Source organism: Sorangium sp. So ce145 (assembly GCF_051525985.1).
Classification (GTDB): Bacteria; Myxococcota_A; Polyangia; order Polyangiales; family Polyangiaceae; genus Sorangium; species Sorangium cellulosum_B.
Genome location: NZ_CP150315.1, coordinates 10,265,582 through 10,285,991 on the forward strand (window position 1 = coordinate 10,265,582; position 20,410 = coordinate 10,285,991).

Here is a 20,410-nt window from a genome sequence, read left to right on the forward strand (position 1 = left end):
GTTTGCGGGACGAAGGCGCGCCGCGCGGACGCCCTCGGCGTTCCGGGAGCTCGTCATCACCGCGCTCCGCGACGGCCCGCGCGCGCGGCGGCGCGGCGGAGGGCACCAGGAAGAAGCCCGGTGGACCTCGAGATTCCAGGCCTACGTCCAGCTCACCAGCAAGGCGATGATGCGGGTGCTCGGAAGGCCGCGGGTCACCGGCAGGGCCACCGGCCGCCGTCGAGGTCGAGCGGCATCTCCATGCTGTTGAAGCCCCAGGCGTTCGCCTGTTCGCAGAAGAGCGACCTGTCGGTCATGTGACCGGAGAACGGATCGTCGTACTCCACCTCGAACACGGCCTTGCCGTTCGCCAGGAAGGTATCGACGAGGATCTCGCACTCTTCATACTCGAAGCACTGCTCGTTCAGCGTCCAGTCGAAGTACGGCCACAGGTCCTCCGCCTGCTCGATGTCGCCCTTGAGCCCCACGGACATGCCCATCGAGTGGGCGAGATCCGCGATGAACACGTTGTAGGCGATCTGGTCTTCATAGCGGAGGGGGAACCCGGAGTCGTTGGCGTAACCGTCGACCTCGTCGGGCTCGATGGCGTCGAAGCCCTTGTCCTTGCAGACCTGGAACCGGGCCTGCATGATCGGCCCGAGGACATCGATCTGCCGGATGTCGAGCCAGAACGAGCCCTCCCAGTGGTAGTCCGGGTTGCCTTTGACCGACTCCGGGAAGTCGCCGGCGTCTGGCCGATAGTCCTCGAACGCGCCGACGTCGACGTAGCAGATGACCTTGGCGCCCTTCGCGTGCAGCGCGGCCACCGTCTCGGCCGGCGTGAACTCCCAGTCGAGGTCGTAGACCGTGGGAGGCGGCGACTCGATGGGCGCTCCCGTGGGATCGACCAGGCCCATGTCCCTGGGGTCGTCCAGGTCCAGGGGATGGTCGATCATCCAGTGCCACGACGTCTCGAGCGCCGGGATCCAGACGCCGGGGCCCCCGCCGGCGGACGTCGATGAGGCGGACGTCGATGAGGTGGACGTCGACGCCGGCGTGCCCGAGCTGCCGGGCGAGCCCGGGCGCGAGCCCCCTGCCCCGTCCGGATCCACGCCGGCGTCGCCGCACGCGACGTGCGCTGCCGCGAGGACGAAGATCAACGACTTGACCACGGCGGGCCACGATCGATTCATGATGGCGCTCCTCCGTCGCTCCGGAGCTCGCGGCACCTCGCGCGCGCGCGCTGGTACTCCGGCCGCGCGGCGATCCGCTCCTGGTAGGCGACGAGCTCGTCGGGCAGCGTCTTGCCGAGCGCGCCGCGATAGATTCCGATCGCGGTGCTCACGGAGATGTCGGCGAGCGTGAGGCCCTCGCCGGCGAGAAAAGGCATGTCGCCGAGCATGTCGGCCGTGAAGCGCAAGGCCTTCTCGACGCTCGCCTCGTGCGCGCGGACCGACCAGTTGCGCTTGTCCGCCTCCGGCGCGCCGAAATGTGCTGTCAGCAGCGCATTGACGGCTGCCCCGAGGGTCGCTTCGCCGAACACGGCCATTTGCAGCACGCGCGCGAGCGCCGGATCGCCCTTGCCGGGCAAGAGGGGCGTGGGCCCGTAGTGCTGCGCCACGTAGAGCATCATCGCGACAGACTCGTGGATCGCCACGCCGCCCTCATCCTCGAGGAACGGCACGGTGCCGAGCGGGTGCAGGGCGAGGTACGCTTCGCTCGGCGGAAACGAGACCATCTCGACCTGGTAGGGCACACCCATCTCCTCGCACTGCCACATCACGCGCAGGCCGCGGGCCCCGCGCGCGAAGTTGTAGACCTTGATCATCGATGGTCTCCTTGCTCGCGATCCATGGTTCGAGAGGCGGGCAGGCCGCGGCCCGATCTGACCATGAAGGCGGGGAGGCGGGAAGCCCATGTGAAGCTCATCGGCCGAGCGACGCCGGGCTCGCGAGCAGCGCGCGCGCGCGGCGGTCGCGCAGCCAGAGCCCCGCCCAGAGGAGCGCGGCGATGTAGATCGGAAAGAGCGTGTGGCTGAAGAGCGGGCTCCCGACCCGCACGTGGATCGCGATCGCGCCGCCCAGGTAACCGGTCCACAGAACCGCGCCGAGCACCGCGGTGCGCGGGATCAGGTACGTCACCAGACAAGCGATCTGAAGGTAGCCCAGGGTGGGGACGAGGCTGGCCGGGAATCCGAGCTGGGCCGTGGCTGCGTCCGCGGGGAACAGCTGCAGCACCTTCACCGCGGCATCGAACGTCAAGAACAGCACGCCCAGCCCGCTCAGGACGCGTCCCGCCCACAGCGCTCGCCTGGACGGCGCCGCGCCGGGGGCCGCGGCGCTGGTCGGCGCCTCGGCCCGGGGCCCGGTGGTGAGATCCTGGTCACGATGATGGATGCTGGTGGAGATCGCGGTCATGGGTGCCTCCGTGCTGGGATTCACCCCGTAGACCCCCGGCCCCGCCAGGAATCATCGGTCGCCTGAAAAAAAATCGCCGCGCCGCCCCTGACCGGGCGCCCGGCCCGGTGGCCGCCCTCCGGCGCGGGGCGACACCGCGCGAACGCGGGCGCGCCGCTCGCCGCCCTCGGCACGAGCCCCGCCTTCGCCCGGTGGAGCGCCCGCACGGTCCGGCGCTGGTCTCCTTGACAAGGTGGTGCAGCCGCCGGATACGCTAAATTTCCACGATGCGTGGGCGCAGCGATGAATACGGTGATCGGGCACCGCGGCAAGAACGCAAAGATATGCCGCGCAGCACGGCTGACTGCGCGGTGCGCAGGCTGCTGATGACCATTTTCGAGCCTCAGCTTCGTCGTACGGGTCGCCCTCCATGGATGCGCGGCGACTCGTTCACGGAGGGCTCCCAGGACCGCGAGGCAATCCATGAGCATGTATTATTCTCATCTGCTCGTCCCGCTCGATCCGAGTTTGGCCTTCAAGGCGGAGGCGATGTGAGCATCACCTTTGGCAACTATGTTGTTCCGCCTGCGCGGCTCTTCGAAGACCTGTTCTCGCGCGAGGGAGGTCTTCCCTTTGCCGTGCCCGACTTCACGGCGCTCGCCGAGCGATGCTTCGGCTGCGCTCTCCGCCAGACGTGCCATTTTTGCTGACGTGCCTCCCCGTGTCCAGAGATCCGGCTCCGCAGCCGAGCCGCAGGTCGTTGGGCGGGCAGATGAGACGACCTCGGAGAACAAAATGAGCCCCGACAAACTTGCCATGTGCAGCTGGCCCGACCTCCCGCCGAGGTATGCAACAGCGCTCCGCGCGGTCGTCGCGTTTGTATTCGAGACCTTCGAACCGCGGGCGATCGTCGCCGCGGGGTCGGTCGTCCGTGGCGCAGGGGATCGAAGCAGCGACCTCGACATCTTCGTCGTACAGGAGCGTCCGTACAAGCAGCGTCTACAGCGGTGGTTCGGCGACGTTCCGGTCGAGATCTTCGTCAACCCGGCACGCGCAATTCGAGCGTACTTCGCCAGCGAGCACGAGCTCGGTCGCCCCTCCGCGGCGCACATGATCGCCACCGGCTTCCCTGTGTTCGGCGGCCAAGCGATCGACGGCCTGCGGGAGGAGGCCGCCGAGTGGCTGAAGAAGCGCGCCGTGCTCACTCCGGATGAGGACGCGTTCGCTCGTTATTCCGCGGCGACACTCCTGGAAGACGGCGAGGACATCGTGGAGCGCGATCCCGACATGGCCAGCGCGTTGCTCGGTGAGGCGGTCATGGAGATGCTCCGGTACCACCTCCGCGCCGAGCGCGGGACGGTGCCGGGGAACAAGAACCTGCTGCTTGAGCTCGAGCGCAGCGACCGTGAAGTCGCCGAGGCGGCGCGTCGCTTCTTCGGGGTCTCCACGATCGAGGAGCGCCAGCTCGCAGCGCGAGCGCTGGCTGACCGCACCATCCGCGCACGGGGCTTCTTCGAGTGGGACTCCGAGAGGGTCCCCGTGCCGGACGACTGACACGGAGCTCCGCCCAACGAGGGCTTGCTGACCGACGCGCGGGTGCGCTGCGCACACCCACACGCGGCAGAAGCCGCGTCCGCCCTCCAAAGCGTCGCAGCGTCGATTTCCATGGTACTCTTTCCTATCCCCTGAGCGCAGCCTCCACCCTCCAGAGGAGCATCGCAATGTCGAAGGTCGTCGCAATCATGTCCATGTCGCTCGACGGTTACGTCGCCGACCTCAACGACGGCGTGGCCTCCTGCTGGCGAGGCCTGTCGAATGCGCGACGGGAGAGATCACACGTGCGAAGCTGCGGCAGGCAGGGACAGTTCCATGACGACCTGGATCAGCGTAGTCTGCGAAACGAACGGCATCACCATCCACTACCTTCGAACGGGAGGCGCCAAGGTTCCCGTCGTCCTGCTCCATGGATTGATGGGGAGCGGCGCCTGCTGGACTCCCCTGGCGCGGGCGCTCGAAGGGGAGTTCGACGTCGTCATGCCCGACGCCCGAGGGCACGGCGGATCGAGCGCGCCGCCCCACGGATACCGGTACGACGATCACGCGAGCGACGTCGTGGGCCTCATCCGCGGCCTTTCGCTCTCTCGTCCGGTCCTGCTCGGCCACTCGATGGGCGGCATGACCGCCGCGGTGGTGGCGAGCCGAGGGGCGGGGGTCCTCCGCGGCCTCATCCTTGTCGACCCGACGTTCTTGAGCCCCGAGCGCCAGCGCGAGGTGCACGCGAGCGACGTCGCCGAGCAACACCGCCAGGCCCTCGCCTTGCAGAAGTCGGACCTCGTTGCGAAGGCCCGAGCCCGAGACCCGCGTCGCTCGCTCGAGCTCATCGAGCTGCAAGCCGAGGCGAGGCTGAAGACCCGCATGGACGCGCTCGACGTTCTCACGCCGCCCAACCCCGCGTACCGCGACGTGGTGAGCGCGATTGACGTCCCGAGCCTGCTCGTCATCGGTGACGACAGCCCCGTCGTCACGCTCGAGATGGCAACGGAGCTGCGGGGTCTCAACCCACGCGTACGGATCGAACAGGTACACGACGCCGGCCACGGCCTTCCGTTTCAACGACCCGAGCGCCTGGGAGAGGTGGTCCTGTCGTTCTTGCGCGAGCTGGCGTAGCTGCTGCGGTCACTCCGGCTCGCCCTCGGCGAGCGCGACGGGCTGGGCGTTCTCGGTCAGGACGCCGCGCCCGTGCCACACCATCAGCACCGCATAGAGCGCCGCGAGCACGCGAAAGCCGCTGAACAGGCCGAAGCGCTGGCCGAGCGAGCCGCCCGCCACCGCGCCGATCAGGCCCCCGGCCGGTCCCGAGAGGGAGAACAGGCCGCCCACCCGGCCGCGGCCGAGCTCGGCGGTGAGCGCCGCGAAGCGATTGACGCTCGTGAGGTGCTGCACGCCCAGCCCGAGCCCGAGCAAGACCGCCCCGATCCACAGCGACGCGACGCCGAGGGGGAAAGCCAGCAGGAGCTCGGTCGCGAGCAGCAGCGAGAAGGCGATCGCGTAGCGGGCAGCGTCGCGCAGCGGCGCCAGGGCGCCCCCGGCGAGGAGCAAGGTCAGCACGAACACGGCGCCCTGGAGGGTCACGAGGGTCGCGGCCTGGGGCACCGAGAGGTGAAACTCGCGGATCCCGATCAACACGACGAACACGGCGAAGTAGGACATCGCCATCTGACCACACAGCTCGATGAGCATGCTCTGGCGCAGCTCGCGGCGAGACAGGATGATCCCGACCTGCCCGCGCAGGCGCTCGAGGAGCGGCGTGGCCGAGCGCCCGCGGCCGGGGGGAGCGCCGGAGAGCACGCGATCGCCGACGAAGACCGTCGCCAGCAGCCCGAGGCCGGTCACCACGAACACGCCGGTGTAGCCGAGCAGGCCGAGGAGCTGCGCGCCGAGCATCGGGCCTACGAAGAACATGCCGAGCGAGTGGGACGCGCGCTGCCAGCCTGCCTTGCGCGGGCCGAGGCGAGGAAGCAGGTGAAGAAACTCGGTCTGGGTCGCGACCATGCGAAACGGGTTGAGCAGCCCGAAGAGGACCACGCCCGCGATGAGCTGCCAGGGCCGATCCATGTGGGTGAAGCCGATCAGGTACAGCGCCGCGCCCGCGAGGCCGCCGAAGCGGAACAGCGGCCGGCTGCCGTGGCGGTCGATCAAGCCTCCGACAGGCATCGAGAGCAGCAGCATGCCGGTGAACTGCAGGCCGCCGACCAGGCCGATCTGCCAGGGGGAGGCGTGGAGCGAGGCGGCATACAGCGGCAGGACCACCTTGGCCACGCCGTTGCTCGAGCCCGCGAGCAGGCCGAGCACCATGAAGCCGAGGAGATAACGCTGGGGGAGAGGCGGCGAAGATGTCATCACGCGAACCGAGGCGAGCGACCGGTCGATCGGCGCGCTCGTCCGCTGAGCCGAACCGAGGGTTGCTGCCGCGCGGGCGCCTTGCAAGCCACGCTCCCGAGCCGGAGCAGGGCCATGGCGACCGCCTCGTCGCCGCGCCTCCCGCTGCCTGCTGCTCCAGCAGCACACGCGCAGCACACGCCCGCTGCTGGCGCAGCAAGGGCAGCATCCGTCATCAAGGACACGCGTATGTCAAAACGGACGTCGAGGGCGGGCTCGGCTGACGGGCATCGGCGAGGGCGGGCTGAGCACGCCGAGAGGGTCGCGGTCGACGATGTCGGTGTAGATCATCGTGGTCCGCACATCCTTGTGGCCGAGCAATGTCTGAATCGTCCGGATATCGGTGCCCGCCTCGTGCAGGTGGGTTGGACCGCCGAGGTGACGTCGCCCTCGGCCGGCAGGCTCCCCTCGGCCGCGGGCCTCAGTCGACTATCTGCGGCTGAGGCCCCGGGACGATGCCCGCGAGATCCGGATCTTCTCCCGGCGCCAGGGCGACGCTGGACGGCTTGTCATTGCGGCGCTCGAGGCGGCTCGCCGTCTTCTCGCGCTGCTTCTCGATACGAGCGCGCTCTTTCTGTCGCTTCAACGCGGTCTGTCGTTGCATGATGACTCCATCTCAGGACGCCCCTGGACGGGCGTGTTGGTTGACGCGAGCTCCGCGGTCGTCGGGAGCTCCACCTGGGCCGGTTCGGTGCACGAAGCGCATCCGCTCACGGTCCAGGGAGAGACTCGACAACAAGCGTGAACCCTCACCGGAAAAACCCATTGATTCCGGACGTGCGAGCACGCAAGGTCGCCCTCTGCAACGCGCTCGGCGATCTGCCTGAATCCGGCGACTGGCTCACCCGCGAGCTCTATCGATAAGCCCAAAAAAAAGCGGCGGACCTTCGGGGGTCCGCCGCCCTATGTCGATCGAACGAACGGAGCGATTCAGTAACGATCGCGGCCGCCGCCGCGCCCGCCGCCACCGCCGAAGCCGCGCCCGCCGCCGCCGCCGCCGCCGGCCGGGCGCTCCTGCGCCTCGTTCACCTTGAGCGAGCGCCCATCGAGCATCATGCCGTTGAGCTGCGAGATCGCGCTGTTCGCCTCCTGGGCCGAGCCCATCGTGACGAACGCGAACCCGCGCGGCTGGCCGGTCTCGCGGTCGGTCGGCATCGCGACCTCCCGGACCTCACCGCTGCCGGCGAACGCGGCCTCGAGGGACTCGCGCGAGGTGTTGTACGAAAGATTGCCGACGTAAAGACGATTACCCATGACACGTTGCTTTCACGGCTTCTAGACGCGCTCGCGAGCGCTCTTCCGCCTGCCATTCGATGAAGCCGCTACGGATCGAACGGTAAGGTGCCGCGCAGCGAAACCTGCGCAAGCACACGGTGCGTCGTCCAGTCATCCGCGCGAGCAATAGCCTCCCTCATGAAAGGGAGAGAGAAAGCATCGTGTCGAGAGCCAGTGACGTCGTGAGGAAACGGCACTCTACTCCGCTACAACGCGATATGCAAGCGGAACAGCATCTTTTTCGTTCCCCCCCCCCCGCAGCGGCTCGCGGCGAACCTGCGACCCTCAGCGCGGAGGGGCCGCGCAGCGCCGCGCCGGCTCATCAGCGATGAGCCGGCCGCTGTGCCCCAGCGCAACCCGCCGATGATCCCGCCGCGACGCGGCGGGCAGTGCGGCCGGAGACCGTGCGAGGCGGCTGTCCGCGAACAAGCTAGCGAGCTCTGCGCGCGATCTCGACGAGCCCATCCGTCTGTCGCAGCTCCCCTTCCCCGGCGCCCCGTCGCGCGTCGCGCGTCGCGCGCGTCGCCCAAGTCACATCTTGACCGGGTCGAGGGCTGCATTGTGCTGCTCGCCAGGCATCGCACTCAGTTCCACCCACCTGTTCACGACGCGTTGACGCTCGGAAATCCGCCACGATTCGCCGAGAGCCGAGCTGTGCCGCCCGGGTCAACGACGCGGCTCACGGGGGCGTTGCGGATCATCGGCGAGCAGCTCGTCACGGCGTGCGAGCTCTGCTTCGGGCTGGTTGGCTCTTCGCGAGTGCCAGAGCCGGGCAGGCCGAGCACCATCTCAGCACCATCTCGAGGAGGGCGGCTCCGGTCGCGGTCGGCAGCTCGGCCGCCGTCTCGGCGGGGCGCGGCTCATCGGGCTCATCGGGGCCACCTCCGAGAGCGGGTGAGGGCGCGGGCGAAGTGGAGTCTGCGAAACGAACGGCATCAGCCTCCACTACCTCCGAGCTGGAGGCGCCAAGGTTCCCCTCGTTCTGCTCCATGGATGGATGGGGAGGTCCGCGGACGCGGTCACTCCGACTCGCCCTCGGCGAGCGCCACCGGGGCAGCCATCACGGACGCGGATCGACGGGAGAGGACGCGCCGCGTTTGGCTGCCCATCGCAGCAGCGTGTCCAGCGCCGGGCAGAGCGATTGTCCCCACTCGGTGAGCCCGTACTCGACCCGGGGCGGCACCTCGGGGTGTGTGACGCGCCAGATCATCCCGTCGCGCTCCATCTGCCGGAGCTGCTGGATCAGCATCTTCTGCGAGATGCCAGGGATGGCGCGCTCGAGCTCCGAGAAGCGCTGCACCTTCCCTCCGAAGAGGCGGAAGAGGATCACCAGCTTCCAGCGCCCCTTGAGGAGCTCGAGGGCCTGCTCGACACGCTCGGCGGCGATCTCGGGAGTCGCCGGCTCGTCGTACTCACCTTCAGGTGCGTACCCCACCTTTTCGTGCGTTCTTGCCACCCGATGAGCCTAGCCCAACTTTGCGTGCGAGGGGGCCCGCGCGCCGGGCCGCGAGTCATCGTCCCTCAGGAGGAATCACCGCCCATGCAAGTACCTGAACCGCTCGCAGGGGACGTCGCCGCGCAGAACGCGCGGAGCGTCGATGCCATGCTCGATCGAGCTCGGATCGCCCGCCCGGAGATCGACGGATGAACACGCCCCGAAGATTCTCGATCGATCCCGAGGAGTTCGCCGGCAAGCGCGTGCTCGTCACAGGCGGCACCAAGGGGGCGGGCGAGGCCATCGTCCGCCGCCTCGGCGCGGCGGGCGCCGTGACGGCGACCACGGCGCGCTCCGCGCTCCCGGCAGGCCAGTCGCCGAACGTCTTCGTACAGGCCGACCTCACCACGGTGGCAGGGGTGGACGCCGTCGTCCGCGCGGTCCTGGGCGAGCTTGGCGGGATCGACATCCTGGTCCACACCGTCGGCGGCTCCTCTGCGCCGGGCGGCGGCTTCGCGTCGCTCACCGAGGACGTCTGGCACGACGAGCTGTCGCTCAACCTCATGGCCGCCGTGCGTCTCGATCGCGCGCTCCTCCCGCACATGATCGCGCGAGGCGCCGGGGTCGTCCTCCACGTTTCGTCCATCCAGCGCCGGCTCCCTCTCCACGACGCGACGATCGCGTACGCGTCGGCGAAAGCCGCGTTGTCCACGTACAGCAAGGCGCTCTCCAAGGAGCTGGGACCGAAGGGCATCCGCGTGAACTCGATCGCCCCGGGATGGATCCGCACGACGGCAGCCGACGCCCTGGTGAAGCGCCTTGCCGACCAGGCCGGTACGGATGAAGACACGGCCCGGCAGGGCATCATGAACGCGCTCGGTGGTATCCCCATCGGGCGTCCCGCATGGCCCGAAGAGGTCGCGGAGCTCGTCGCATTCCTCGCCTCCGACAGGGCGGCGTCCATCCATGGGAGCGAGTACCTGATCGACGGGGGCACTGTGCCCACCGTTTGACGGCAAACAGCGGATCCACTCGGCACGATGCCCGCCCGCCGAGCAGCCGCTGAGCCCGATCGGGCCTGGGTGCAGGCCGAGGGTCGCGCCCGCGAGCGGCGCGCGTGCGGGCTCAGGGAGCAGCCTCGAGCCGCTTTTCCGGAAGCATGCGCCGGAGCAGCTCGTGGTAGCGTGCGTCCGCTTGCGGCGAGGTGTCGACCATCGAACTGCACTATGCGTCTAGCAGAAACCGCTCGCACGGGAAGGGCTCGCCGCCGGTCCCCCGCGAGGCGGGGTGTCGTTCCGGCGGGGTGCCCTCTCTCGCCCGACGCTCGCTCCCGGCCGACATCCTAGCTCCTTGCCAGATCCAGCGGAGCCGACCTCCGATCCTCCTGCCGTGCCTCCTGCCGTGCAGGAGCGCACGCGTCGCTCGAAGTCCGCCTTGAATTACCCGCGAGCCCGTCGATGCTCACGAAATCGACATGCTCACCGATGAGCGCTTCAACGACGCGCCGAAAGTTGGTGACCATGGGCTGCCTTCGCCTCCTCGATGAACTCCAGTGCCTTGCGCATCCGCTCGACTCTCTCGGTGGGAGTCAAGCGCAGGTTCTCGGCGATGAGCGATGCATCAACGCCGGAGGGGACTCTTTCGAGAATCCGCTGATCCCAGCTCTTCTCGGCGTCGGAGGGTTCAGCCGCTGTTCGTTCGGCTTGGCGATCACGCATCGGCGTCGGGCTCCTGACCGACTGTACCACCGAGGTGATCCCCGAGGATAGCGAGCGAGCATGGCTCCCGAGGCCGGCCGGCTGTCGTCTCCCTGAGCGCGTACGCGAGTCACAGTCCTCCCGCCTTGGACGTCGCAGCGGTCGGGTGGCGCCCACCGCCCGAACTCGCGAGCGCCTTTCTCGCGTGCCATCACGTCGAGGTCGCACGTCGGGCGCGCGACTTCCTTCCTAGCTGCGGGGATGGCATCCTGCCGGGCATGACCGTCGAGCAGATCGTCGCCGCCATCCGCGCCCTCCCTGTCACCGATCGGCTTCGCGTGATCGAGCTGGTCGCGCACGAGGCCGCCAGCGACGTCCCTGATGCAGATCATCCAGCTCGACGTGAGGGCGTCACCTTGACCGAGCGGCACGGCCTGCTGCTCGTCGACGCTGACGCCACCATGCCGGCGGAAGTGTTCGACCATCGCCCCGATCGCGATGCACGAGCGAACCGGATCCAGGGAGACTCGTGAAGCTCGCCTTCGATACGAGCGTGCTGGTCGCCGGACTGCACCGGGCGCATCCGCTCCACGGTCACGCCGTCGTCTGAATCGACGCGGTGGCCGAGGGACGGGTGAGCGGCCTGGCCACCTGGCACGCCCTCGCGGAGCTCTGGTCCGTGCTCACCCGCCTGCCGAAGCCGGCGCGAGCGAGCCCGGAGCAGGCGTTGCAAGTCGTCCGTCGGGTCCGGAGTGTGTACGACGTCCGCCCTGTGGATCCGGCCGTGTACGACGAGGCGATGCAGCGGTGCACCGATCGCCTGCTCTCTTCCGGCGTCCTCTTCGATGCCCTGCACCTCGTGGCTGCCGAGCATGCCGGCGCGGATGCGCTCGTGACGTTCAACGGCTCGGACTTCCTCCGGCTTACCGCTCCGAGCTCGCCGCGCATCGTGATCCCTCCAGATCCACCCGAAGTCACTCTTTGACCCCTGACAGGGCTTCGTCCGGCGTGAGCTCTGTCCGCGCGACCACGCCTTTCTTGCCGGACGATCCGCTCGAAGCGCGCTTGGACGCGCCGCTCGTCGTGAGAGGCGACGGTCCCCGGCCACGAGGCGGAGTGACCCGACTGAGGTTGGGAGAACCAAGCCACGGCCTTTCGCTCCGCGTGCTCCAGCTTATTGTGCGGCTGCCGGAGGCTACGGAGATGCGGGCGGGGGTAGAGCGCTGGAGGTGGCGGGCTGGATGCGCAGGGGCGCAGCGCACCGCGAGGGTCTACTCGTGGACGGCGGCGTAGCGGCCGCTGGGGGTGACGATGACGTGGGCATTGAGCGGGACGTGCAGCTCCGCGGAGAGGTGGCGCAGCTCCAGGGTCATCGCTTCGTCCTCGCGGGTCGGCGTCGGGTCGCCGCTCGGGTGGTTATGGGCCAGGACGAAGCTGTGGGCGGCCATGTCCAGCGCCGTGCGCAGGACGGTCGAGCGGCCGACGTAGAGGGCGTCGTCGGAACCGCGGGCGAGCAGGCGCCGAGCCGGATTGCTGGCGCCCGCGCCAGGTGAAGGGCCGCCGCTTCTGATGTGCAATCGCGAGAATACGAATGTGATCGTCGCGTACCCGGTACAGCACGCTGTAGGGGAATCGCCGCACGAGCCACCAGCGAACATCGTTCTCCACAGCCCTCCCCGCGAGCGGTGACGCAGCCAGGGCATCGACTGCGCCTTGAACCTCGGTGACGAAGGTGTCACCAAGGCCAGGACGCGCCCGAGCGTCGTAGGCGGCGGCCTCGTTCAGCTCGACTCAGCCCAGTCGTGAAAGATGACCGGGAGCGTCACCGGAGCCGCGCGCAGGCGTCACGAAAGACGTCCTCGGCCGGTCGCCTCCGGGACGGATCTGCGTCGAGCTCTGCGTCCCGGCGCGTCGCTTCCTCGGTCCAGAGGCGCCTGTGCTCCTCCTCGGAGAGCTCATCCAGGCTTTCCAGAAGCGTCTCTGCGAGACGTGCGCGCTCCGCGACGGGCAGCTTCAGGGCTTCGGCTTCCAGCTCGGGAAGGTTCACGGGGGGATTGTACCGCGCGGCGCGGAGGCTGCCCAGGCGCGCTTCCCCATCGGCGAGGAGATGCCGCGACGACGGCGATGGCCGACGTTGACTGGCGTGGCGCAGGGCGCAGGCACGGAGCGGCCTGATCGAGCTCGGGCTAGCCAAGCCACGGTCGGTTGCTCCGCGTGCTCCAGCGCATCTGCCGCTGCCCGGGCTCGCGGAGCTCCCGGCCGGGGTGAGGCGTGGGAGGTGGCGCGCTGGATGCGCAGGGGCGGGGCGCAGCGCGCCGCGAGGACAACCTCGTGAAAGGCGGCGTAGCGGCCGCTGGGCGTGACGATGACGTGGGCCTTGAGCGGGACCTCCAGCTCCGAGCCGAGGTGGCGCAGCTCCAGGGTCATCGCTTCTTCCTCGCGGGTCGGCGTCGGGCGGCCATCAAGTGTCAGGTCGATGACTGACCGGGCCGTTGCGGGGCCACTTCCTCGGCTCGGAGGACAGGCTTCGAGGGCCTGTTCGCGCGGTCGTACGCGGTGGAGCCCGCGTGCGCCTGTGCTGGTCTCCTTGACAAGACGGGGTAGCCGTCGGATACGCTATCTTTTCACGATGCATGGTGGCGGCACGACATGGTGGGGGCGGAGGTCAGAGCGCTCCATGTGGAGGCGGTGGTCAGCGACCCTGAGGACTGATGACACCGCGAGGGCCGCGGTTAACGATGTAGGCACAGGCCGTCGTGAACCGCACATCCCTGTGGCCGAACACGATCTGAATCGTTCGGATATCGGTCCCCGTCTGGAGCAGCTGTGTCGCGAAGCTGTGGCGGAGCGTACGCGATGCCTCGCGTTTGGCGAGCCCCTCCGCGCGTCCGGCAGGAACTGGGGCGCACATCGTGAATAGTAGCACCCTGTAGTCCCGAGAAGGGTCATGGAAGAACGTACCAAGTCCCGAGGACGGAAGACGCGCGCCGCGGAGCGCTCACTGGACTCGAACTCCTCGGAAGGGGCTGCTCCTGCCCCGGCGAAAAAGCAAACGGGCCAGGTCGAGACCGTTGGCGAATTGCTCTATTGGTCGTACGCCTGTCTCGCGGCCGCGTGCGCCGCTGCGGAGGCTGGGCTCACGCGCTACGACACTCGCTGTTGGATGATCCGCGCAAAGCTGTTCAAGGGGCTTCGCGCGGGCACCATGAAAGTCGGTTCGCTCTTCGCCGATGTTCGCGACATGCCGAGTGATCGCTGCGTCTACTGCGGCGCCACGCCGCCGCCAAAGCTCCATGGCGACCATTTGATCCCTAGACATCGAGGCGGCCTCGAATCAGGCGACAATTTGGTCTGGGCGTGCCGCTCCTGCAACAGCAGCAAGAATGCAAGAGACCTGCTCGAGTGGTACGCGTCCAAGGAGAAGTTTCCTCCATTGCTCTTATTGCGCCGATACCTGAAGCTCGCGATGGCGGAGGCGGAGGCACGTCAAATCATGGGCGCAAAGCTCGTGGACAGGCCATTGGTGACATTCTCGATTGAGCGCGTCCCCGTAAAATATCCTCAGCCCAGCGAATTCGGTCCGCCCTTCGAGACCGGCGTGATGTGATCGTAGGTCAGGGGAATACCGCTATTGGCCTCGCTCGTCAGGCAGTACTGACATCGGCGCCGATCGGCCTCTTCGATTCGAGAACGGAGCAGCTCGGAGACGTAGGTTGACACCGCAGTCCGTCTTCTATCTCGTGGAGGGCGCGCGCTACGGAGAAGCGACCGCGTGCCCGCGCCATCGCAGGAGCGCTGCCGCGTGCGCCTTGCGGAGCATGAACAGCTCGCTCTCGTGGCGAAGACGCTCGAGCTCGATGCGCTCCCCTGGCGTGAGGGGTTCGTGGGCGTTCCGGTCGAGCAGCTCGTCGTGGCGCGCGAGCTCTGCCTCTGGCCTGTGGCTCTTTGCGATTTGCCAGAACGCGAGGTCGTCCATCTTGTCGAGGCAGGCGAGGTCGACCTGAAACTCCGGGGGCGCGTCGTCCCAGGCGGGTGGGCTGCCGAGACTCAGCGCCCGCAGCATCACGGCTTCGAGCGGCTGTCGGGTCGCGAGCGCAGTCCCCCTCAGCCGCTGGTAGAGCGCCTCGGGGAGAGCGAGGGTGACGGTGGCGGTCGACATCGCGCTGGGGTGGACGCGGGAGGCAAGCCCGCTTCGCCGTCGAGGCTAGCACGAGGAGAACCCCCGCTCCTCCCCTCCCCGGCCAACCGCCATGACGAGGACGAACGGAGAATCACACGCGACGGATTTTCCAGAGCCAGAGCCATCGCTGCAAGCTCTCCCGCTCCCAAGTCGAGCGCGAGCCATTCCGATGGCATGGATTGATCTTGACCCACCCATAAGTGCTCAGCGTGGGGACCTCATACCCCTTGCGTCGCCCCTCCCTCAACTCAAGATCCACAGCGCTGGGGACCCAGACGTCTTTGAACATCTCGGCGAGCCAGTCGATGGCGCCGATGCGGTGAAGGTACAGCAGGGGTGAGGTATTGCTGATGGCCTCAACCAACGGCGGCCTCCAGCGCGCGGAGCTCGGCGTCGAGAGGGAAAACCTTGTAGCGACCCAGACTCAGCAGAAATTCGACCCGCGCCATGCCGGCGAGCTCCGCAGCGCGGCCGGACGAGAGCCGCCCCAGCTCGTACAGCTTGACCGCAGCGAGGGTGCGGAGCTCTCGCGCGAACTCAGCTTCGTCCATCTTCTCCGCAAGGAGCACCTTCTCGGGCACATCCACCACAATCTGTCGAGTTGCCATGTTCCGTCCTTGGTTGCTCGGAGAGGCGGGCAAGTCTGTTTTTAGCACGAAAGGTGCCGGGCGAGCACACTGAGGCGCTCAACGATCTTCGTCGGCGCGGACATGCGGATCTCGCGCGCGCCTGCTCTCACGGGCGAGCGAGACCAAGTCGATGTGGGCCTGGAGGGTGGCGACCCGCTCCGCTGGCGTGAGGCTCAGCATCCACCGGATGAGCGTGAGGTCGACGCCGTCCTCATTGTAGACCGGAGATGTCGCTTCGGGATCGCCCATCGTGGGCGGAGCGTACCAGGCGCTGCTGCGATGGACGAGCCCCGCATCGCGGCGGGCTGTGCCGCATGCCATCCGGGCATGCCGGGCATGCGGCGCCAGGCGTCTCGCCGGCCGTCATTGCGCGAGCGTGCCCGGTGTTGTGACCAGAGACTTCCGCGATGGCCATCCCACCAGGCCGGACCAGATGGCGCGGGGGCGCCAGCCTGAGACGCCGCTGCCGGAGGCTTGCGAAGCTGCCGGCCGAGGCGTCCGCTGGAGGCTGGATGCGCAGGGGCGCCGCGCGCCGCCGCAGGGGGCATAGGGGGCGCAAGCGCCCCGCGAGGGCCTACTCGTGGACGGCGGCGTAGCGGCCGCTGGGCGTGACGATGACGTGGGCCGTGAGCGGGACGAGCAACTCCGCGGAGAGGTGGCGCAGCTCCAGGGTCATCGCTTCGTCCTCGCGGGTCGGCGTCGGGTCGCCGCTCGGGTGGTTATGGGCCAGGACGAAGCTGTGGGCGGCCATGTCCAGCGCCGTGCGCAGGACGGTAGAGCGGCCGACGTGGAGGGCGTCGTCGGAACCGCGGGCGAGCAGGCGCGTCTCGCGGACGCGGCCGTGGGTGTCGAGCGCTGCGATCCAGAGCTCCTCGTGGACCAGGGACGCCAGCCTCGGGCCGAAGTACCGCGCCACGCGGGCGGCGTCGGTGAGGAGCGCGCCCCGGCGCGCGCGGGCGGCGTGGTAACGGCGGCCGAGCTCGAAGGCGGCGGCGAGCCGGGTCGCGTCGAAGAGGGCGATCTGGGTGCGCTCGGCGAGGGCCGCGGGCGAGAGGCGACCGAGCGAGGGGAGAGCGGCCGTGCCGAGGATGCGCGGGCCGACGCCGGGCAGGCCGAGCACCATCTCGAGGAGGGCGGCCTCGGTCGCGGTCGGCAGCTCGGCCGCCGTCTCGGCGGGGGCGTCGATGGGGACGCGGCTCATCGGGCTCATCGAGGCCACCTCCGAGAGCGGGTGAGCGCGCGGGCGAAGAGGCGGCGCGCGAGGCGGAGGCGGGTGGCGACCGTGGGGCGCGGGAGCGAGAGGACGGCGGCGATCTCGAGCGAGGAAAGGCCGGTGGCGGCGAGCGACAGGATCTCGCGAAGCTCGGGGCGGAGGCGGTGGAAGGCGCGGAGGAGGCCGCGGGCGACGAGGCGGGCCTCGGGAGAGGGGGCGGCGAAGGCGGAGAGGCGGTCCGGGTCGACCGCGGGGAGCTCGTGGCGGCGGTGGGCCTTGTCGCGGTAGTGCGAGGCCTGCCGCGAGGCGATGCCGGCGAGCCAGCGGCGGAGGGCGTCGGCGGGAGGGAGAGCGGGGGACGGGCGGAAGCGGCCGGCGCGCAGGCTGCGCCAGGCGCCGAGGATGGTGTCCTGGGTGAGGTCGTCGAGATCGGCGGGGAGAACGCCGCGGGCGCGGAGGGCGCTGCGGATGAAGGGGGATTGATCGAGAATCGCGGTGACGTCCAAGTAGACGGCGGGATGCGCGGCGGGAGACCCGCGCCTGCCAGGCCATTGCCCGAGCGGACGTGGAGCGCCGGAGCGGACGCGGCGGCGAGAGGGCGGATCGATCTCTTGGCCCTGTTCAGGGCGTGAACGTACTGTTCCCATGTCGGACCTCGTGTCTGCGGGGTTCGGCCACGCCGCCCGGGGTGTTACCAGCACCCGCGGGCGGCACTATTCGTGGTCCTGCAACCCTACGGGTTGCCGGCAGGAAGCGTCAAGGAAAAGCACGGTCGGGCCGCGTTATTATGGGTCGGGCAAGGGTGTACGCACGACCTGGTGCGAACGCTCACCCTGGACACCGTTCTGGTCTACATCGCCGCGAATCTTCGGCGTCTACGCCAGAAGCGCGGCATGACCCAGGAGAGCCTCGCGGAGGCTGCCGAGCTCGATCTCCGAACGCTGCAGGACATCGAAGGCATGCGGCAGAGCGTGAGCCTGGGCGCGCTCGTTCGGCTCGCGAACGCGCTCGACGTTTCACCGGCGGCTCTCCTCCGGCCCGCGGAGATGCCGGAGATCAAGCGCGGCCGGCCGCGCAAGCGTCCCGCCGGCACCTGACAGCCGGGCCCCGGTGTCCGCACCTCGACAGCCGGCCGCCATTCGCGCGCTTCTCCACTTGGCTCATCGTCGGCGTGTGCGTTGCTGCGGCTTAGGACGCCGTCCAGCGTGCTGGAGAAGGCAAGCTGCGGCAACCTGAACAGCACCGCCGCTGACCGGCCCGGCCGTTGCAAGGGCACTCCCTCGCTTCGGAGGGGTAGGGCATCGAGGGCCCGCTCGCGCCTTCGTCCGGTGTATAGACCGCAGGGTCCTGCGCCGGCCTCCTTGACAAAGTGGGGCAGTCGTCGAGTACGCTATCTTTCCACGATGCGTGGCGGCAGCACGTGGGGGTGGGGCCGGAATTCAACGCGTTCCACGCGGAAGCGGCGGTCCTCGCAAGGCGTGGGGCAGGTCGACCTCGCCGCGGTTAGTCGCGAGTTCCTTCTCTTGCCGTCGCGCAACGGCGACGAGCTGGGCCTCCAGTTCGTCGCGCGCCCGAGCGGGGAGCAAGGCCGGCCGGTCGTGCTGTCCTTTTCCGCGGCGCACCATGATTGGCCGCCGATCGAGGTCGACGTCTTTGACGCGTACGGCCTCGATGAGGAGCATGGGGATAGTCCTGAGTGCATGGGCCGGTTCGCCGGACCCGCATTGCCCCTTATCGGCGTGAGGCGGCGCGAGTTGTGGTGGCCGGGGACATTCGGCCGCACTTTGCTCGCCCGAGGCACCAAGTTGCAGGCGCGCATCTTGCGTCGTGGCGACGTCGTCGCCGTCCGAAGCGCATCAACAGGGATACGTAGTTATGCAGCGGTGGCCTATCTGCAGAGATGCGCAGATGACCTGCGGAAGATCGCGACCTGTCCGCGAATGCTAAGACATGTCATGGGGCACCGCGACTCACCTACGAGAACACAGAAATAGTGCACCATTGTTCGCAGCCTACATGCGAAAACGCGAATACATGTCATACAGCACAGCCGACTACGGCGTTAGATATGTTTCAGATTGCAGGTGACACAGCATGAGTACCGACGAGCTTGAGCAACGAATCCGTATTCGCGCTTATTTCCACTGGCTCAACAATCGTGGACGCCCCGGGCACACACCTCTTGAGGACTGGCTCAAGGCAGAACGCGAGGAAGTGGAGTCTACAGCGCGGCTGCTCACAGCTTCCTCAGCGGCAGCTGGCGGAGCGCATTTTCACTTCCAAAAGCTTCTCATTAAACTCGACTGCTCATCATCGGACATCTTTGCAGAGGATGGCAGCATTATACATGGTTCTCCGCAATGGCCTGTTCTCGTCCATGAGGCGCTCCACTACGTCCAAGCGATCTCCACGGTCCTTGGACAGCGTGTACTGCTCAACTGGTTCGCTGTGATTGTCGAGACCGCGCGACACTTGTTGCACATCGACCCGCTACCTGTTCCCATGAACGAACTGCAGGCCCAGCGCGCCGCCCCGGGCATCATCCGCGCCGTCCGGACACTTGCCGACTACTTAGCGGAGAGCAATGCCCTTATTGGCACCGGTCACCCCCTTCGTCCTCAGGCCGAAGCAGCATCGCACCCGAATGGAACGTTCTACGACTACTCGTTTCCCCATCCACGTGATCAGACACCACTTACGTCTGTTGCCCTCTGCCTCACCTCATCCGATGGTCGCGCCTTCGGGGTGCCCATCCTCGGAGACGCGTTGACTGAGGGAATGGCCAAGTGCGCGCAATGGCTGGCTGAGCGACGTGTCTACGTGGACGACGATCTCGGCGACTGTTTGCCTCGTCCTAACATCTACTATTACGCCGTCTTGAGGTGCGTGCGGCAACGCCTCCCGACGTGGGATCCACTCCTTACCACGATACTCCTCTGTGATGCCTCCTTGTGCTCACGAGTGCCGGGTTCCACACTGTCATACCTCGTTGGACGCCTCGAGTCCGTACATGCCCCGCGCAGCTTGGCAGGCTACAAGGAGGTGCGCCGCGCGCTGGATCGCACGGTAGCCTTAAAAGAAGGCCGCGAGTTTATCCTAAATGAGATTGATCTCGCCGAGGCCGGACTCCCCTCTGGCGAAGGGTCGTTCTGGGCATTGTTCCGACGGCTACTAGATGTCTTTCGGCGCGCGTGGGAATTACGGGAGCACGACGGCGCCTGCACGATGGACTTCCACTATGGACCAGACTTCCTCACTGGCATCGTAGAGAAGATGGGCGCTCCCCCGATCTTCTTTTCAGATAGAACGCATTACATCGCTCTGACCTCGGACCTCGAACTCCAGAGGATATGTCACGCAATGAGCGCGTGCTTCGAGCTCCTTTTGGGGCTCTCCAACGATGGCCTCAAAGCCCCATGCTCTCTCTTGCATACGAAGCAATGCGCTTACAGAAAAACGTCCGCGTGCCGTGAAAACTTGCTTTTGATACCGATTGACCCTGTTTCTGGACAAGCGTGTTCGATTGCCTTTGCCGCCAAGGCGATGGAGTTGTACGGGCGCCGGCGACTGTTCGTGATATAACCGCTGGGGCACCAATGCCGCGAGCAAGGTCTAGCATCAAATTGGAGCTGGCGGGTGGGTTTCGCCGGCCCGTCAGCTCAATTTG

25 protein-coding genes and 4 pseudogenes are annotated in these 20,410 nt (G+C 67.8%); 8 read left to right on the forward strand and 21 right to left on the reverse strand.

Annotated features, from left to right (window positions below; translation table 11 throughout):
• Positions 1-194: 194 nt before the first annotated feature.
• The 3 genes from WMF34_RS38040 to WMF34_RS38050 form a co-directional block, all read right to left on the reverse strand.
• Positions 195-1,172, reverse strand: a complete 978-nt coding sequence (locus WMF34_RS38040) for an endo alpha-1,4 polygalactosaminidase (RefSeq protein WP_437990865.1) — start codon at positions 1,170-1,172, stop codon at positions 195-197.
• The gene (locus WMF34_RS38045) at positions 1,169-1,807 is read right to left on the reverse strand and encodes a glutathione S-transferase family protein (RefSeq protein ID WP_012240098.1); all 639 of its coding nucleotides are present in this window, start codon (positions 1,805-1,807) and stop codon (positions 1,169-1,171) included. The genes WMF34_RS38040 and WMF34_RS38045 overlap by 4 nt, the downstream gene beginning before the upstream one ends.
• Positions 1,808-1,904: 97 nt before the next feature.
• Complete coding sequence (locus WMF34_RS38050) at positions 1,905-2,396, reverse strand: DoxX family protein (RefSeq protein ID WP_437990866.1); 492 nt, start codon at positions 2,394-2,396, stop codon at positions 1,905-1,907.
• 555 nt (positions 2,397-2,951) lie between these two features.
• Between WMF34_RS38050 and WMF34_RS38055 the strand changes: the two genes are divergently transcribed.
• Positions 2,952-3,929 (forward strand): nucleotidyltransferase domain-containing protein, encoded by a 978-nt coding sequence (locus WMF34_RS38055; protein ID WP_437990867.1) that lies wholly within the window; start codon positions 2,952-2,954, stop codon positions 3,927-3,929.
• A 315-nt stretch (positions 3,930-4,244) separates the two neighbouring features.
• Positions 4,245-5,042, forward strand: a complete 798-nt coding sequence (locus WMF34_RS38060) for an alpha/beta fold hydrolase (protein ID WP_012240101.1) — start codon at positions 4,245-4,247, stop codon at positions 5,040-5,042.
• 9 nt (positions 5,043-5,051) lie between these two features.
• Here the strand turns inward: WMF34_RS38060 and WMF34_RS38065 are convergent, their stop codons facing one another.
• The 5 genes and pseudogenes from WMF34_RS38065 to WMF34_RS38085 all read right to left on the reverse strand — a co-directional run bounded on the left by WMF34_RS38065 (position 5,052) and on the right by WMF34_RS38085 (position 9,045).
• Positions 5,052-6,275, reverse strand: coding sequence for an MFS transporter (locus WMF34_RS38065; protein WP_012240102.1), 1,224 nt, complete (start codon positions 6,273-6,275; stop codon positions 5,052-5,054).
• Between the two features lie 231 nt (positions 6,276-6,506).
• Positions 6,507-6,680: pseudogene (locus tag WMF34_RS38070) on the reverse strand (tyrosine-type recombinase/integrase); the annotation flags it as partial.
• Between the two features lie 55 nt (positions 6,681-6,735).
• A complete protein-coding gene (locus WMF34_RS38075) occupies positions 6,736-6,918 on the reverse strand; it encodes a hypothetical protein (RefSeq protein ID WP_044966793.1) in 183 nt (60 codons plus the stop codon).
• Between the two features lie 326 nt (positions 6,919-7,244).
• Positions 7,245-7,568 (reverse strand): RNA recognition motif domain-containing protein, encoded by a 324-nt coding sequence (locus WMF34_RS38080; protein WP_012240103.1) that lies wholly within the window; start codon positions 7,566-7,568, stop codon positions 7,245-7,247.
• A 1,081-nt stretch (positions 7,569-8,649) separates the two neighbouring features.
• Positions 8,650-9,045 carry a winged helix-turn-helix transcriptional regulator gene (locus tag WMF34_RS38085; protein ID WP_012240105.1) on the reverse strand — a complete coding sequence of 132 codons (396 nt, stop codon included), beginning with the start codon at positions 9,043-9,045 and terminating at the stop codon, positions 8,650-8,652.
• A gap of 188 nt (positions 9,046-9,233) precedes the next feature.
• Between WMF34_RS38085 and WMF34_RS38090 the strand changes: the two genes are divergently transcribed.
• Positions 9,234-10,037 carry an SDR family oxidoreductase gene (locus WMF34_RS38090; protein WP_437990868.1) on the forward strand — a complete coding sequence of 268 codons (804 nt, stop codon included), beginning with the start codon at positions 9,234-9,236 and terminating at the stop codon, positions 10,035-10,037.
• Positions 10,038-10,517: 480 nt separating this feature from the next.
• Here the strand turns inward: WMF34_RS38090 and WMF34_RS38095 are convergent, their stop codons facing one another.
• On the reverse strand, positions 10,518-10,742 hold the full coding sequence (locus WMF34_RS38095; RefSeq protein ID WP_437990869.1) for a hypothetical protein: 225 nt from the start codon (positions 10,740-10,742) through the stop codon (positions 10,518-10,520).
• Between the two features lie 257 nt (positions 10,743-10,999).
• Here WMF34_RS38095 and WMF34_RS38100 point away from each other — a divergent pair, with 257 nt between their 5' ends.
• Together WMF34_RS38100 and WMF34_RS38105 are read left to right on the forward strand one after the other, a co-directional pair.
• Positions 11,000-11,254 (forward strand): hypothetical protein, encoded by a 255-nt coding sequence (locus WMF34_RS38100; protein WP_437990870.1) that lies wholly within the window; start codon positions 11,000-11,002, stop codon positions 11,252-11,254.
• Between the two features lie 101 nt (positions 11,255-11,355).
• Entirely contained in the window at positions 11,356-11,706 is a 351-nt protein-coding gene (locus WMF34_RS38105) for a type II toxin-antitoxin system VapC family toxin (protein WP_437990871.1), read from the forward strand.
• Between the two features lie 286 nt (positions 11,707-11,992).
• Here WMF34_RS38105 and WMF34_RS38110 read toward each other — a convergent pair.
• The 5 genes and pseudogenes from WMF34_RS38110 to WMF34_RS38130 form a co-directional block, all read right to left on the reverse strand.
• Positions 11,993-12,241: pseudogene (locus WMF34_RS38110) on the reverse strand (JAB domain-containing protein); the annotation flags it as partial.
• The gene (locus WMF34_RS38115) at positions 12,138-12,506 is read right to left on the reverse strand and encodes a type II toxin-antitoxin system RelE/ParE family toxin (protein WP_437994691.1); all 369 of its coding nucleotides are present in this window, start codon (positions 12,504-12,506) and stop codon (positions 12,138-12,140) included. The gene WMF34_RS38115 and the pseudogene WMF34_RS38110, both read right to left, overlap by 104 nt.
• A 37-nt stretch (positions 12,507-12,543) precedes the next feature.
• On the reverse strand, positions 12,544-12,768 hold the full coding sequence (locus tag WMF34_RS38120; RefSeq protein WP_437990872.1) for an addiction module protein: 225 nt from the start codon (positions 12,766-12,768) through the stop codon (positions 12,544-12,546).
• Between the two features lie 281 nt (positions 12,769-13,049).
• A pseudogene (locus tag WMF34_RS38125) lies at positions 13,050-13,181 on the reverse strand (JAB domain-containing protein); the annotation flags it as partial.
• Between the two features lie 232 nt (positions 13,182-13,413).
• Complete coding sequence (locus tag WMF34_RS38130) at positions 13,414-13,632, reverse strand: tyrosine-type recombinase/integrase (protein WP_437994692.1); 219 nt, start codon at positions 13,630-13,632, stop codon at positions 13,414-13,416.
• 330 nt (positions 13,633-13,962) lie between these two features.
• Here WMF34_RS38130 and WMF34_RS38135 point away from each other — a divergent pair, with 330 nt between their 5' ends.
• The gene (locus tag WMF34_RS38135; RefSeq protein WP_437994693.1) at positions 13,963-14,328 is read left to right on the forward strand and encodes an HNH endonuclease; all 366 of its coding nucleotides are present in this window, start codon (positions 13,963-13,965) and stop codon (positions 14,326-14,328) included.
• On the opposite strand, the pseudogene WMF34_RS38140 reads toward WMF34_RS38135, so the two are convergent.
• The 6 genes and pseudogenes from WMF34_RS38140 to WMF34_RS38165 form a co-directional block, all read right to left on the reverse strand.
• Positions 14,301-14,441: pseudogene (locus tag WMF34_RS38140) on the reverse strand (HNH endonuclease); the annotation flags it as partial. The gene WMF34_RS38135 and the pseudogene WMF34_RS38140 sit on opposite strands and share 28 nt — an antisense overlap.
• 34 nt (positions 14,442-14,475) lie before the next feature.
• Positions 14,476-14,880: a hypothetical protein gene (locus WMF34_RS38145; protein WP_437990873.1), complete on the reverse strand. Its 405-nt coding sequence runs from the start codon at positions 14,878-14,880 to the stop codon at positions 14,476-14,478.
• Positions 14,881-15,257: 377 nt separating this feature from the next.
• Positions 15,258-15,509: a UPF0175 family protein gene (locus WMF34_RS38150; RefSeq protein ID WP_129572626.1), complete on the reverse strand. Its 252-nt coding sequence runs from the start codon at positions 15,507-15,509 to the stop codon at positions 15,258-15,260.
• Between the two features lie 78 nt (positions 15,510-15,587).
• Positions 15,588-15,779: a hypothetical protein gene (locus WMF34_RS38155; RefSeq protein WP_437990874.1), complete on the reverse strand. Its 192-nt coding sequence runs from the start codon at positions 15,777-15,779 to the stop codon at positions 15,588-15,590.
• A gap of 325 nt (positions 15,780-16,104) precedes the next feature.
• Complete coding sequence (locus WMF34_RS38160) at positions 16,105-16,731, reverse strand: JAB domain-containing protein (protein WP_437994694.1); 627 nt, start codon at positions 16,729-16,731, stop codon at positions 16,105-16,107.
• Between the two features lie 5 nt (positions 16,732-16,736).
• The gene (locus WMF34_RS38165) at positions 16,737-17,249 is read right to left on the reverse strand and encodes an RNA polymerase sigma factor (RefSeq protein ID WP_437990875.1); all 513 of its coding nucleotides are present in this window, start codon (positions 17,247-17,249) and stop codon (positions 16,737-16,739) included.
• 213 nt (positions 17,250-17,462) lie between these two features.
• On the opposite strand from WMF34_RS38165, the gene WMF34_RS38170 reads away from it, so the two are divergent.
• Complete coding sequence (locus WMF34_RS38170; RefSeq protein ID WP_437990876.1) at positions 17,463-17,840, forward strand: helix-turn-helix domain-containing protein; 378 nt, start codon at positions 17,463-17,465, stop codon at positions 17,838-17,840.
• Positions 17,841-18,182: 342 nt separating this feature from the next.
• Here the strand turns inward: WMF34_RS38170 and WMF34_RS38175 are convergent, their stop codons facing one another.
• Positions 18,183-18,425: a hypothetical protein gene (locus WMF34_RS38175; protein ID WP_437990877.1), complete on the reverse strand. Its 243-nt coding sequence runs from the start codon at positions 18,423-18,425 to the stop codon at positions 18,183-18,185.
• 412 nt (positions 18,426-18,837) lie between these two features.
• On the opposite strand from WMF34_RS38175, the gene WMF34_RS38180 reads away from it, so the two are divergent.
• On the forward strand, positions 18,838-20,325 hold the full coding sequence (locus tag WMF34_RS38180; protein WP_437990878.1) for a DUF2934 domain-containing protein: 1,488 nt from the start codon (positions 18,838-18,840) through the stop codon (positions 20,323-20,325).
• Positions 20,326-20,410 lie beyond the last annotated feature (85 nt).